Origin of the sequence: Streptococcus sp. D2, from assembly GCF_006385825.1 — a bacterium.
GTDB lineage: Bacteria > Bacillota > Bacilli > Lactobacillales > Streptococcaceae > Streptococcus > Streptococcus shenyangsis.
Genome location: NZ_VFSI01000003.1, coordinates 37649 through 51564 on the forward strand (window position 1 = coordinate 37649; position 13916 = coordinate 51564).

16 protein-coding genes are annotated in these 13916 nt (G+C 41.5%); all 16 read left to right on the top strand.

Annotated features, from left to right (window positions below):
- Positions 1-12: 12 nt before the first annotated feature.
- The 16 genes from greA (at position 13) to FJR73_RS02370 (ending at position 13914) form a co-directional block, all read left to right on the top strand.
- Positions 13-495: a transcription elongation factor GreA gene (gene greA / locus FJR73_RS02295; RefSeq protein WP_000818750.1), complete on the top strand. Its 483-nt coding sequence runs from the start codon at positions 13-15 to the stop codon at positions 493-495.
- Between the two features lie 76 nt (positions 496-571).
- Complete coding sequence (locus FJR73_RS02300) at positions 572-1936, top strand: amino acid permease (protein ID WP_181146583.1); 1365 nt, start codon at positions 572-574, stop codon at positions 1934-1936.
- Between the two features lie 100 nt (positions 1937-2036).
- The gene (locus FJR73_RS02305; RefSeq protein WP_140833088.1) at positions 2037-2447 is read left to right on the top strand and encodes a GNAT family N-acetyltransferase; all 411 of its coding nucleotides are present in this window, start codon (positions 2037-2039) and stop codon (positions 2445-2447) included.
- Between the two features lie 197 nt (positions 2448-2644).
- Positions 2645-2854, top strand: coding sequence for a helix-turn-helix transcriptional regulator (locus FJR73_RS02310; RefSeq protein WP_001107501.1), 210 nt, complete (start codon positions 2645-2647; stop codon positions 2852-2854).
- A complete protein-coding gene (locus FJR73_RS02315; RefSeq protein ID WP_000797309.1) occupies positions 2844-3317 on the top strand; it encodes a DUF6773 family protein in 474 nt (157 codons plus the stop codon). Before FJR73_RS02310 ends, FJR73_RS02315 begins: the two co-directional genes overlap by 11 nt.
- Entirely contained in the window at positions 3307-3795 is a 489-nt protein-coding gene (locus FJR73_RS02320) for a DUF6773 family protein (RefSeq protein WP_140833090.1), read from the top strand. The genes FJR73_RS02315 and FJR73_RS02320 overlap by 11 nt, the downstream gene beginning before the upstream one ends.
- Positions 3796-3910: 115 nt before the next feature.
- Positions 3911-5371 (top strand): nicotinate phosphoribosyltransferase, encoded by a 1461-nt coding sequence (locus FJR73_RS02325; protein ID WP_140833092.1) that lies wholly within the window; start codon positions 3911-3913, stop codon positions 5369-5371.
- Positions 5368-6192 (top strand): ammonia-dependent NAD(+) synthetase, encoded by an 825-nt coding sequence (nadE, locus tag FJR73_RS02330; protein ID WP_140833094.1) that lies wholly within the window; start codon positions 5368-5370, stop codon positions 6190-6192. The genes FJR73_RS02325 and nadE overlap by 4 nt, the downstream gene beginning before the upstream one ends.
- 155 nt (positions 6193-6347) lie before the next feature.
- Entirely contained in the window at positions 6348-6899 is a 552-nt protein-coding gene (locus tag FJR73_RS02335; RefSeq protein ID WP_140833096.1) for a GNAT family N-acetyltransferase, read from the top strand.
- Between the two features lie 237 nt (positions 6900-7136).
- A complete protein-coding gene (locus FJR73_RS02340; protein ID WP_000603343.1) occupies positions 7137-8012 on the top strand; it encodes an Rpn family recombination-promoting nuclease/putative transposase in 876 nt (291 codons plus the stop codon).
- Between the two features lie 318 nt (positions 8013-8330).
- Entirely contained in the window at positions 8331-9041 is a 711-nt protein-coding gene (gene ccdA2 / locus FJR73_RS02345) for a thiol-disulfide oxidoreductase-associated membrane protein CcdA2 (RefSeq protein ID WP_140833098.1), read from the top strand.
- A 13-nt stretch (positions 9042-9054) separates the two neighbouring features.
- On the top strand, positions 9055-9618 hold the full coding sequence (locus FJR73_RS02350; RefSeq protein ID WP_140833100.1) for a redoxin family protein: 564 nt from the start codon (positions 9055-9057) through the stop codon (positions 9616-9618).
- A 9-nt stretch (positions 9619-9627) separates the two neighbouring features.
- Positions 9628-10740, top strand: coding sequence for a peptide-methionine (R)-S-oxide reductase MsrB (gene msrB / locus FJR73_RS02355; protein ID WP_140833102.1), 1113 nt, complete (start codon positions 9628-9630; stop codon positions 10738-10740).
- A 70-nt stretch (positions 10741-10810) separates the two neighbouring features.
- Positions 10811-11545: a response regulator transcription factor gene (locus FJR73_RS02360; RefSeq protein WP_140833104.1), complete on the top strand. Its 735-nt coding sequence runs from the start codon at positions 10811-10813 to the stop codon at positions 11543-11545.
- On the top strand, positions 11545-13236 hold the full coding sequence (locus FJR73_RS02365; RefSeq protein WP_140833106.1) for a sensor histidine kinase: 1692 nt from the start codon (positions 11545-11547) through the stop codon (positions 13234-13236). The genes FJR73_RS02360 and FJR73_RS02365 overlap by 1 nt, the downstream gene beginning before the upstream one ends.
- 114 nt (positions 13237-13350) lie before the next feature.
- Positions 13351-13914, top strand: coding sequence for a TIGR01440 family protein (locus FJR73_RS02370; RefSeq protein WP_061759378.1), 564 nt, complete (start codon positions 13351-13353; stop codon positions 13912-13914).
- Positions 13915-13916: the final 2 nt, after the last annotated feature.

Consider the following 13916-nt stretch of genomic DNA (forward strand, 5'->3'; position numbering starts at 1 on the left):
AAGTTGAGAAAAATGGCAGAAAAAACATATCCTATGACCCTTGCGGAAAAGGAAAAACTTGAAAAAGAATTAGAAGAATTGAAATTGGTCCGCCGTCCAGAAGTGGTAGAACGCATTAAGATTGCCCGTTCATACGGTGACCTTTCTGAAAACAGTGAATACGAAGCAGCTAAGGATGAACAAGCCTTTGTCGAAGGACAAATCTCTAGCTTGGAAACAAAAATCCGTTATGCTGAAATCGTCAATAGTGACTCAGTTGCTCAAGATGAAGTAGCGATTGGTAAAACAGTTACTATCCAAGAAATTGGTGAGGACGAAGAAGAAGTTTATATTATCGTAGGTTCAGCTGGTGCGGATGCCTTTGCAGGTAAGGTTTCAAATGAAAGCCCAATTGGACAAGCCTTGATTGGCAAGAAAACAGGTGACACAGCAACCATTGAAACACCTGTTGGTAGCTATGATGTAAAAATCTTGAAGGTTGAAAAAACAGCCTAAAAACAGAAAAGAAGGAGTGGGGAGGCAGTGCGCTTCACTCACTCCTTTTTCCATTTTAAATTGAATTGGAGACGTTATGAGTTCAAAGAAGAAAAAAAATAAGATGGAGCGTGGTCTGACTAATCGTCACGTGCAGGTTATGGCCATTGCTGGAACAATCGGAACAGGGCTCTTTTTGGGAGCAGGTCGCTCTATCAGCCTAACAGGTCCTTCCATTGTACTGATTTATATGATTACTGGGGCTTTTATGTTCCTCATGATGCGTGCGGTTGGGGAAATGCTCTACCAAGACCCTGAGCAACACACCTTTATCAACTTTATCACACGCCATTTGGGTAAGGGCTGGGGATATTTTTCAGTCTGGTCTTACTGGCTATCCGTTGTCTTTATCGGTATGGCGGAAATCACAGCTATCGCTCACTATGTTCAGTTCTGGTTCCCTAGCTGGCCAAGTTGGATGATTGAGATTGGATTTTTGACCATTCTAGCCTTGGTCAATTTGATTGCGGTGAAGCTCTTTGGGGAAGTTGAATTTTGGTTTGCTATGGTCAAGATTGTGGCTATTTTAGCCATGATCGCCACAGGAGTCTTTATGGTCTTGACAGGCTTTAAGACGCCTCATGGAGTAGCAAGTTTAGCTAATATTGCTGACAATTTCTCCCTCTTCCCAAATGGTGGAGTCAACTTTGTCATGGCCTTCCAGATGGTTTTCTTTGCCTACCTCATGATTGAGTTTATCGACGTAACAACTTCAGAAACAAAAAATCCACGTCAAGTTTTGCCAAAAGCCGTTAAGGAAATTCCTTTGCGAATCGTCTTTTTCTATGGTGGTGCCCTCTTAGCCATCATGGCTATCATTCCATGGCGTGAACTTGCATCGGCTGATTCTCCTTTTGTTACAGTATTTGAATTGGCAGGTATCAAATGGGCAGCAGCCTTGATTAACTTCGTTGTTTTGACCTCAGCAGCATCTGCTCTTAACTCAACCCTTTATTCAACAGGACGTCATTTGTACCAGATTGCCCATGATTCGCCAAATCGCTTCCTAAAAGCAATTAAGGCAGATACTCTCTCTAGACACAATGTGCCACAAAATGCTATCATCGCTTCAGCGGTTCTGATTGCCCTAGCAGCCTTTATCAATGTCTTGCCAGGTGTTTCGGATGCCTTTGCCTTGATTACGGCATCGTCGTCTGGTGTCTATATTGCCATTTATATCTTAATCATGGTGGCCCACCTTAAATACCGCAAGTCACCAGACTTTATGGCAGATGGCTATCTCATGCCCCACTATCGTTTCCTAAATCCTCTAACCATGCTCTTCTTTGCCTTTGTCTTTGTAACCCTCTTTTTACAAGAGTCTACATTTGTCGGAGCAATCGGATCAGCTATCTGGATTATCGGTTTTGGGATTTATAGCCAGTGGAAATTTAGAAAATAGATTTTAAATTCATCAACTCAGGTTGGTGAGTTTTTGTTAGTTTGACAGTCTATTGAAATAGGACTATAATCAAGCTGTAACAGTGTTTAAGGAGGTTTAGATGTACTTTAGATTGGATAATAAGGAATCTCATAAATCACAAGAAATAGGGAATCTGATTCGTGCTTATAACCGTTCAAAAAGAGAAGAGGCTGAAAGTGAGCCACTTAATCTTTATGTCGAAGATGAAAAGGGTAATCTTCTGGCAGGTTTGATAGCCGAGACTTTTGGAAATTGGCTAGAAATCGAGTATTTATTTGTAAAAGAGGAACTGCGAGGGCAAGGAATCGGTTCAAAACTATTGCAGCAAGCAGAAACTGAAGCTAAGAATCGAAACTGTCGTTTTGCTTTTGTCAATACCTATCAGTTTCAAGCTCCAGATTTTTATAAAAGGCATGGCTACAAGGAAGTCTTTACCTTACAAGACTATCCCTACATTGGGCAAAGATATTATTATCAAAAGGATTTGTGACCTAGACTTCTTTACTTTGAAGAGGAGCTAAGCTAAGTAGAAAAAAGAACGAATACTCTTTATCATGTAAGATGATAGAGAGTTTTTTGTTAATAAAATATTACAAAATGACATTTATATATTGCATTAAGTTAGATATATGGTAGAATATTTTTGAAAAGAAGCGCAACTTTTTAAAAAATAGAAGGAGGATGCTAGTGGCTAAAAATTTAAAGTTAAAACTAGCTCGTGTGGAGCTTGATATGACACAAGGTGATTTGGCAGAAGCTGTGGGTGTTACGAGGCAGACTATCGGCTTGATAGAAGCAGGGAAATATAATCCTAGTCTCTCGCTCTGTCAGTCCATATGCAGATGCTTAGGCAAAACGTTAGACCAACTATTTTGGGAGGAAGAAGATGAAAAATAGAAAAAAACTTGTTATCAAAGATGAACGTACGGAAAAATTGGATGGAAATATTTCAGGAGAAATTCTCTTGGGTATGTACCTATTTTTGGCACTGGAAATTTTTGCCAAAGTTTATATTTTTAATTTAACGCTTCTATCCTATTTACCAGAATTACTTTTATTGATTGGAGTCGGTTTGTATGCCATTATTCGCCGCATGTATGTAGGAATTGATATTCGAGATATTGTTGAGAATACTGGAAAAGAAAGAATTTTATCTGCTTTGGGATTTTCTATAGTGATTTTATTGATTGATATCGTAGGAAATCGCGAGGAACTGGTCAATCTATTGACTTGGAAGTACTCCCTAAAAGTGGTTCTAGCAGTTATCATCTATCTCGTTGGGAGTTATTCTATGGACCGAGTTATCCTATACTTGAATCGCAGAAATCAGCAAGTTTGGGAGGAAGAAGATGAAAAATAGATTTTTTTATTATCAATTACTAGACGAAAGAGAAGAACAACTGATGAATAAAGCGGGGGCTGAAAGTTTCTATATCTCTATAGCTTTCTTGCTTTTATCTTATATGATTGCAGTATTAGCACCAAGTCTTTTTAATCCGAGAATGATTCTCATCATTATCATTATTGGAACTTTTTACTTTTTCGGCCGTGCTCGAGATTTGGGTGTGAACTACTATAGTCGTTTTCATTTTACAATTTTAGGGTGTTTGCTGGTAACTCTCGCTATTACGACTCTTTTGATGTTGCAGAATTATCAATTTAACATAGAAATTTATCAGCACAATCCTTTGAACGTTAAATACCTATCTGCTTGGGCAATTACTTATGTCATTTACCTTCCCTGGGTCTTTATTGGCAATCTTGGTCTTAAGAGCTATGGCGAATGGGCTCAGAAAAAATTTGAGCAAGACATGGATGAACTGGAGAGTGGAGAATAGCTTGTTGCTCTTTTCTCAATACAGCTAAAATGTGATATAATAGTACTAATTTATTGGAATATGTGAAAGTTCTTGAAAATTTTCATGGGTTTCTAGCTAAGGAAGTAGGAAAAGTATGTATCCAGATGATAGTTTAACATTGCACACGGACTTGTACCAGATTAACATGATGCAGGTTTACTTTGACCAAGGGATTCACAATAAAAAGGCGGTTTTTGAGGTCTATTTCCGTCAGCAACCGTTCAATAATGGCTATGCGGTTTTTGCTGGTTTGGAAAGGATTGTGAAGTATCTTGAAGATTTGCGCTTTTCAGATAGTGATATCGACTACTTAGAGTCGCTTGGCTATCATGGGGAATTCTTGGATTACCTTCGAAATTTCAAGTTGGAGTTGACCGTTCGTTCTGCTCAAGAAGGGGACTTGGTCTTTGCCAATGAACCGATTGTACAGGTGGAAGGCCCTCTAGCCCAATGTCAATTGGTTGAAACGGCTCTTTTGAATATTGTCAACTACCAGACCTTGGTGGCGACTAAGGCAGCTCGTATTCGCTCGGTCATTGCGGATGAACCACTGATGGAATTTGGGACTCGTCGTGCACAAGAAATGGATGCTGCTATCTGGGGAACACGCGCAGCGGTGATTGGTGGCGCTAATGGAACTAGCAACGTGCGTGCGGGTAAACTCTTTGACATTCCTGTCTTGGGGACCCATGCCCATGCCTTGGTACAGGTTTATGGTAACGATTATGAGGCTTTCAAGGCTTATGCTGCGACCCACAAAAATTGTGTCTTTCTTGTGGATACCTATGATACCCTTCGTATCGGTGTGCCAGCTGCTATTCAGGTTGCGCGTGAACTTGGTGACAAGATTAATTTCCTTGGTGTCCGCATTGACTCTGGAGACATTGCCTATATTTCTAAAAAAGTTCGTCAACAACTGGACGAGGCAGGATTTACTGATGCTAAGATTTATGCATCAAATGACCTTGATGAAAATACCATCCTTAACCTCAAAATGCAACACGCTAAGATTGATGTTTGGGGAGTAGGTACTAAGCTGATTACAGCATATGACCAACCAGCTCTTGGGGCGGTTTATAAGATTGTTGCGATCGAAGATGAAAATGGTAATATGCGTAATACCATCAAGCTGTCTAATAATGCAGAAAAAGTGTCGACGCCAGGTAAGAAGCAGGTGTGGCGCATTACCAGTCGTGAAAAAGGCAAGTCAGAAGGAGACTATATCACTTATGACGGCGTAGATGTTGCCAGCATGACAGAAATCAAGATGTTCCATCCGACCTATACCTACATCAAGAAGACCGTTCGTAATTTTGATGCTGTTCCTCTCTTGGTGGATATCTTCAAAGACGGAAAATTGATTTACAACCTGCCTAGCTTGACTGAGATTCAGGATTATGCTCGTAAGGAATTTGACAAGCTTTGGGATGAGTACAAGCGTGTGCTCAATCCGCAGCACTATCCAGTGGATTTGGCGCGTGATGTATGGCAAGACAAGATGGACTTGATAGACAAAATGCGTAAGGAAGCTCTTGGTGAAGGAGAAGAAGAATGAGTTTGCAAGAGACTATTATTCAGCAACTGGGTGTCAAACCAGTGATTGATGCCCAGGAAGAAATCCGTCGTTCCATTGATTTCTTAAAAAGATACTTGAAAAAGCATTCCTTCCTAAAGACATTTGTACTAGGGATTTCTGGGGGACAAGATTCAACCTTAGCAGGTCGATTGGCTCAATTAGCTATGGAAGAACTACGAGCAGAGACGGGCGATGATAGCTACAAATTTATCGCTGTCCGCCTGCCTTATGGAGTACAAGCTGATGAAGCAGACGCTCAAAAAGCCCTAGCCTTCATCCAGCCAGATGTCAGTTTAGTGGTGAATATCAAGGAGTCTGCAGATGCTATGACAGCTGCAGTTGAAGCGACAGGAAGCTCTGTTTCAGACTTTAACAAAGGCAATATTAAGGCTCGTTGCCGTATGATTGCTCAGTATGCCCTTGCTGGTTCCCATAGCGGAGCGGTCATTGGAACAGACCATGCTGCGGAAAATATCACAGGTTTCTTTACCAAGTTTGGTGACGGGGGTGCTGATATTCTCCCTCTTTACCGCCTCAATAAGCGTCAAGGAAGACAACTCTTGCAGGAACTTGGTGCAGATTCAGCCCTTTATGAAAAAATCCCAACGGCAGACCTAGAAGAAGACAAACCAGGCCTAGCTGACGAAGTTGCACTTGGAGTCACTTATGAAGAGATTGATGATTACCTAGAAGGAAAAACAATCAGCCCAGAAGCTCAAACAAGAATCGAAAACTGGTGGCACAAAGGCCAACATAAACGCCACCTACCAATCACCGTATTTGATGACTTTTGGGAGTAAAAACCTCCAGTGGAGGTTTTTACCCTGAGCCTAGAAATAAGAAAGCTAGGAAGGTCCAGGGGACCTTTTTAGCTTATTGTCTTGAGATTCAAAAGCAAAACAAGTTTCAATGGAGATTGGACATCGAATCATCTATCAGAAAGTGAGGCGACATAATGAAAGCAATCGGTACGCAAATTTTGCAGACAGACCGTTTGATTTTGAGACGATTTGTGGAGAGTGATGCAGAAGCTGTGTTTCAGAATTGGGCTTCATCCGCTGAGAATCTGACCTATGTCACTTGGAATCCCCATTCTGATGTCGAGGTGACTCGAAATTCGATTCGTAACTGGGTTGCCTCCTATACAAATCTCAACTATTACAAATGGGCTATTTGTCTCAAAGAAAATCCTGAGCAGGTGATAGGGGATATCAGCATCGTTGAAATGGATGAGAACGATTCTTCTTGTGAAATTGGCTATGTGCTAGGTAAGAAATACTGGGGTCATGGTATGATGACAGAGGCCTTAAAAACTGTCTTAGATTTTTGTTTTACTCAAGCAGGCTTTCAAAAAGTTAGAGCACGATATGCCAGTCTCAATCCAGCTTCAGGTCGTGTCATGGAGAAGGCTGGAATGTCCTATCTCAAGACTATTACCAATGGTGTAGAGAGAAAAGGCTATCTTGCTGATCTTATTTATTACCAGGTAAGTAGGGAAGACTGTTAAGCTTAAAATTTATTGCTTATCCGCTGTTCTTATTTTTTTCATTTATCCTTTCTTTTCCGAATAAATAGATAGAGTCAGTGAATCTAGTAAAACTAGATTTAATACTCTTCGAAAATCAAATTCAAACAACGTCAACGTCGCCTTGCCGTACTCAAGTACAGCCTGCGGCTAGTTTCCTAGTTTGCTCTTTGATTTTCATTGAATATAAAACTGTGGTATAATAAAAGGAGGAAAAGGATGATTCTCAGACATCCGGGCATCAGCCCAACTAATGATTTGGTAGCTAAAAAAATCTTTAGCAATCCAGAAATCACTTGTCAATTTATTCGCGATATGCTGGACTTACCAGCAAAAAATGTGACTATTTTGGAGGGAAGTAACATTCATGTCTTACCTTCCCTGCCATACTCGGCGCAGGATTTCTATACCAGTATAGACGTCTTAGCGGAGTTGGATAATGGCACGCAGGTTATTATCGAAATCCAAGTTCATCATCAGAATTTTTTCATTAATCGTTTGTGGGCTTACCTGTGCAGTCAGGTTAATCAAAATCTTGAAAAAATTCGCCAACGTGAAGGTGATACACACCAGAGTTACAAACATATTGCACCTGTTTACGCAATAGCTATTGTAGATAGTAATTATTTCTCAGATGATTTGGCTTTTCATAGCTTCAGTATGCGAGAGGACACGACAGGTGAAGTTTTAACCATTACCAACAATGGTCAGGAAAACCATCTAGTCAAGATGGCATTCTTGGAATTAAAAAAATACAGAGAAACCAGCAAAGACGAGGTTCGCAAGCCGTGGTTGGAGTTTTTCGGTAACAAGCCCTTTACCCAAGAACCCGAGCGAGCCATCAGCCAGGCAGACCAACTGCTGGACTATAAGAGCTGGTCCGAGGAGGACAGGAAAATGTTTAGTGAACAACGCAGACGCGAAGAACAAGCCTTGTTAGCGCAGGACTATGCCTTGGAAACAGCTAGGGCAGAAGGTATTGAACAGGGACTAAAAAAAGGGTTAGTAAATCTTGTTCGCCAGCATCTTTTAACAGCAGAGGTTGCGAGTGCGCAATTAGGCATGACCGTCGCTGAGTTTGAGGCACTATTGTAAGAACTTCACAATAATGGCATTCTTGGAACTAAAAAATACAGAGAAACCAGCAAAGACGAGGTTCGCAAAGCGTGGTTGGAGTTTTTGTAAATCAATAAATCAATGACAGATTTTTCCGCGATAGATGGAAGAATCTGTTTTTTAGTTTACTAGATGTTGGCTCGAAAACGTAAGATAGCTTACCCTTTTACTCATGTTTTTTTGATTTCTTTGAAGTATTACCTGATTAAATTCCTATTTTTCCCTATCATTGTCCCTGTTTTTTCTGGAGTTTTGGGGCTATAATAGTCCTATCAAATCAAAGAATGGAGGAAGGCAATGGATAATATAATCTTTTTTATCAGTGTTTTTCTTGCTGGAATTCTTTCCTTCTTTTCTCCTTGTATCTTACCCTTGTTACCGGTTTATGCAGGGGTCTTACTGGATGACAAAGATAGTTCTCAGGCTTCTAGTGGCAAATTTTCAATCTCAGTTGTCAGTTTATTGCGAACTCTGGCCTTTATAGCGGGTATTTCTTTTATCTTTATCTTACTGGGATATGGTGCTGGTTTTTTAGGAGACCTTTTGTATGCCTCTTGGTTTCAGTATGTGACGGGTGCGGTTATCATTCTCTTGGGCTTACACCAGATGGAAGTCTTACATTTTCAGGGACTATACAAGGAAAGAAGGATAAAATTAAAGAGACAGGGGCAAAAGGGTAAGGGCTATAGTCAGGCATTTTTACTGGGCTTGACCTTTAGTTTTGCTTGGACGCCTTGTGTGGGGCCGGTTCTTGGCTCTGTTTTAGCCTTGGCGGCTTCAGGTGGTTCAGGTGCTTGGCAGGGAGCTGGTCTCATGTTGATTTACACGCTGGGTTTGGCGCTACCATTTTTGGTTCTAGCTCTAGCCTCCAGCTATGTTTTGAAACATTTTCGAAAACTCCATCCTTATCTAGGAACCCTCAAAAAAGTGGGTGGTTTCCTCATTATTGTGATGGGAATCTTAGTGCTTTTGGGAAATGCTTCCATTTTGACTACATTATTTGAATAGAGAGGAAGAAGAAATGAAAAAATGGCAAACATGTCTACTTGGAGTAGGCTCAATCTGTTGTTTGGCAGCCTGTTCGGCTAAAAATATGTCAGACGAATCTACTATGAAGGAGCAAACAAAAACAGAACAAGTTAGTTCGCAAACTGCGACTAAAGGTCAGGCAGTTGCTGATTTTGAACTAACGGGAGTAGATGGCAAGACTTACCGTTTATCTGATTACAAGGGTAAGAAAGTCTATCTCAAATTCTGGGCTTCTTGGTGTTCCATCTGTCTAGCCAGTCTTCCAGATACAGATGAAATTGCTAAGGATGCTGGTGATGACTATGTAGTTTTGACAGTAGTGTCTCCTGAACACAAGGGGGAACAAGCTGAAGCAGAATTTAAGAACTGGTACAAGGGCTTGGATTATAAAAATTTCCCAGTCCTAATTGATCCATCAGGTAAACTCTTGGAAAGTTATGGTGTCCGTTCTTACCCAACTCAAGCCTTTATAGACAAGGAAGGCAAGCTGGTCAAAACGCAACCTGGTTTTATGGATAAGGATATGATTTTAAAAACATTGAAAGAAATGGGGTAGAGAAAGGTCATGAATGATAAAGTAAAATTGTTTGTCTTGGCAGGAATCTTTTTCCTAGCCATAACCGGTTTCTATTTTCTATTGATGCGAAATGCAGGGCAGACAGATAGCTCGCAAATTGAGAAAGCGTCAGTTAGCCAAGGAGGAAAAACAGTGAAAAAAACAGAAATTAGTAAAGATGCAGACTTGCACGAAATTTATCTAGCTGGGGGATGTTTCTGGGGAGTTGAGGAGTATTTCTCACGCGTGCCTGGAGTAACAGATGCCGTATCAGGCTATGCAAATGGTAGAGGGGAAACAACCAAGTACGAATTGATTAACCAAACAGGTCATGCGGAGACTGTTCATGTCACCTATGATGCCAAGCAAATTTCCCTCAAGGAAATCCTGCTTCACTATTTCCGCATTATCAATCCAACCAGCAAAAATAAACAAGGAAATGATGTGGGGACCCAGTATCGTACCGGCGTTTATTACACAGATGACAAGGATTTAGAGGTGATTAACCAAGTCTTTGATGAGGTGGCTAAGAAATACAATCAACCTCTAGCAGTTGAAAAGGAGGCTTTGAAGAATTTTGTAGTGGCAGAGGATTACCACCAAGACTACCTCAAGAAAAATCCAAATGGCTACTGTCATATCAATGTCAATCAGGCGGCCTATCCCGTCATTGATGCCAGCAAATATCCCAAACCAAGTGATGAAGAATTGAAAAAGACCCTGTCACCTGAGGAGTATGCAGTTACCCAGAAAAATCAAACAGAACGAGCTTTTTCAAATCGCTACTGGGATAAATTTGAATCTGGTATCTATGTGGATGTAGCAACTGGCGAACCCCTCTTTTCATCAAAGGACAAGTTTGAGTCTGGTTGTGGTTGGCCTAGTTTCACCCAGCCCATCAGCCCAGATGTTGCCACCTACAAGGAAGATAAGTCCTACAATATGACGCGCATGGAAGTGCGGAGCCGAGTTGGAGATTCTCACCTTGGCCATGTCTTTACGGATGGACCACAGGACAAGGGGGGCTTGCGCTACTGTATCAATAGTCTTTCCATCCGCTTTATTCCTAAAGACCAAATGGAAGAAAAAGGCTATGCTTATTTACTAGATTATGTCGATTAAGTAACCTTTCCTAAGCAGTTAGAGGAGAATTTTGCTATACTGATACTAGTAAGTGACAAAGGAGCAGAGCATGACCTACACAATCTTAATCGTAGAAGATGAATATCTGGTAAGACAAGGCTTGACCAAGCTGGTCAATGTAGCAGCCTACGATATGGAAATCATCGGTCAGGCTGAAAATGGAAGGCAGGCTTGGGAGCTGATTCAAAAGCAGGTGCCAGACATTGTTTTAACCGATATCAACATGCCCCAGCTAAATGGCATCCAGTTGGCCAGTCTGGTCCGAGAAACCTATCCTCAGGTTCATCTAGTTTTTTTGACAGGTTACGATGATTTTGATTATGCCCTTTCTGCTGTCAAACTCGGTGTGGATGACTACCTGCTCAAACCCTTTTCTCGTAAGGATATTGAGGAAATGTTGGGGAAAATCAAGCAAAAATTGGACAAGGAAGAGAAAGAAGAACAGTTACAAGATTTACTAACTGATAAGTTTGAAGGAAACATAGCCCAGAAAATCCAGTCTCATCTAGCTGATAGCCAATTTAGTTTAAAGTCTTTAGCCAGTGACTTGGGCTTTAGTCCGACTTATCTGAGTTCTTTGATTAAGAAAGAGTTGGGCCTGCCTTTTCAGGATTATCTGGTGAGAGAACGTGTCAAACAAGCCAAGCTCTTGCTTTTAACTACAGACCTGAAGATTTACGAGATAGCAGAAAAGGTTGGCTTTGAAGATATGAATTACTTTACCCAACGCTTTAAACAGATTGCGGGTGTGACACCTCGTCAGTTTAAGAAGGGAGAAGGTTGATGAATCGTTCTTCTCTCCTAGTCAGAATGGTTATTTCCATCTTTCTAGTTTTTCTCATTCTCCTCGCTCTGGTTGGGACTTTCTATTATCGATCTAGTTCATCAGCCATTGAGGCAACCATTGAAGGCGATAGTCAAACGACTATCAGCCAAACTAGCCACTTTATCCAGTCTTATATCAAAAAATTAGAAACCACCTCGACCAGTTTGACCCAGCAGACGGATGTCCTAGCCTATGCTGAGAATCCTAGTCAAGACAAGATTGAGGGAATCCAAAATCTGTTTTTGACCATCTTAAAGGCAGATAAGGACTTGAAAACGGTGGTACTGGTAACCAAATCTGGTCAGGTCATTTCTACTGATGACACTGTACAGATGAAAACTTCCTCTGATATGATGGCTGAGGATTGGTACCAAAAGGCCATTCATCAGGGGGCTAAGCCAGTTTTGACCCCAGCTCGTAAATCGGACAGTCAGTGGGTCATTTCTGTTACTCAGGAACTTCTTGATGCAAAGGGAGCCAATCTGGGTGTGCTTCGTTTGGATATTTCTTATGAAACTTTGGAAGCCTATCTCAATCAACTCCAGTTAGGTCAGCAGGGCTTTGCCTTTATCATCAATGAAAACCATGAATTTGTCTATCATCCTAAACATACAGTCTATAGCTCAGTTAGCGAAATGGAGGCCATGAAACCCTATATTGAAACGGGGCAGGGCTATACGCTAGACCATCAATCCTACGTCAGTCAGGAAAAGATTGCAGGAACTGATTGGACGGTGCTTGGCGTGTCATCATTGGAAAAGTTAGACCAGGTTCGGAGTCAACTCATGTGGACCTTGCTTGGAGCCAGTGTCACATCTCTTCTTGCCTGTCTCTGCTTGGTTTGGTTCAGTCTCAAACGCTGGATTGCCCCTTTGAAGGATTTGAGAGAAACCATGCTGGAAATTGCTTTTGGTAATCAGAATCTTCGTGCCAAGGAAGCTGGTGCCTATGAACTGAGAGAGGTGACTCGCCAGTTCAATGCCATGTTGGATCAGGTTGATCAGCTCATGGCAGATATTCGCAGGCAGGAAGAAGCGACCCGTCAGTACCAACTTCAAGCACTGTCGAGCCAGATTAACCCCCATTTCCTCTATAATACCTTGGATACCATCATCTGGATGGCTGAATTTCAGGACAGTCAGCGAGTGGTGCAGGTGACCAAGTCCTTGGCAACCTATTTCCGCTTGGCGCTCAATCAAGGTAAGGACTTGATTTCCCTGTCTGACGAAATCAATCATGTCCGTCAATATCTCTTTATCCAGAAACAACGTTACGGAGATAAGCTGGAATATGAGATTGAGGAGAATCCTGCCTTTGATAATCTAGTATTGCCCAAGCTGGTCCTACAACCCCTTGTAGAAAATGCTCTTTACCATGGCATCAAGGAGAAAGACGGTCAGGGTCATATTAAAATTACTGTCCAGAAACAGGATTCAGGATTGATCATCCGCATTGAGGATGATGGCGTTGGTTTCCAAGCTGCGGGCGATAGTAGTCAAAGTCAACTTAAACGTGGAGGAGTTGGTCTTCAAAATGTTGACCAACGGCTCAAACTTCATTTTGGAGAAGATTACCAAATGAAGATCGATTCTGTCCCCAAAAAAGGGACGACGGTTGAAATATACATAAATAGAATAGAAACTAGCTAACTCCCAGTTCATTCTGGGAGTTTTATGCGTAATTGGGCAAGCTTTCTAGGTTGTCCATCTTGCTAAAAACCAGAAAAAACGATATGATAGATAGTGACAAAAGAGGTATCAAATATGAAGGAAAAAGACATTCAAAGAGAAACAAGCCAGATTGTAAAAGATGTATTAGAAAAGACCAATTTGAAGCAGGGATCAATCTTTGTTTTGGGCCTTTCTTCTAGTGAGGTGATAGGTGGTCAGATTGGCAAGGAATCCAGCCAAGAAATTGGCGAAATCATTGTGAAGACCATCCTAGATATCCTAGAGGAAAAAGGAATTCATCTAGCCGTTCAAGGCTGTGAACATGTCAATAGGGCTCTCGTTGTTGAACGTCAGGTTGCAGAGCAGTTTGGTCTGGAAATCGTCAGTGTCCTTCCTACCCTTCATGCAGGAGGTTCGGGTCAGTTGGCAGCCTTCAAGTTTATGAAGGATCCAGTTGAGGTTGAATTTATCAAGGCTCATGCTGGATTGGATATCGGAGACACTGCAATTGGCATGCATGTTAAGCATGTTCAGGTTCCGATTCGCCCTCTTTTGAGAGAGATTGGTCATGCCCACGTAACGGCGTTGGCTAGTCGTCCAAAATTAATTGGAGGTGCGCGTGCGCACTATCCGCAAGATTCTATTAGAAAGTCGTGAAA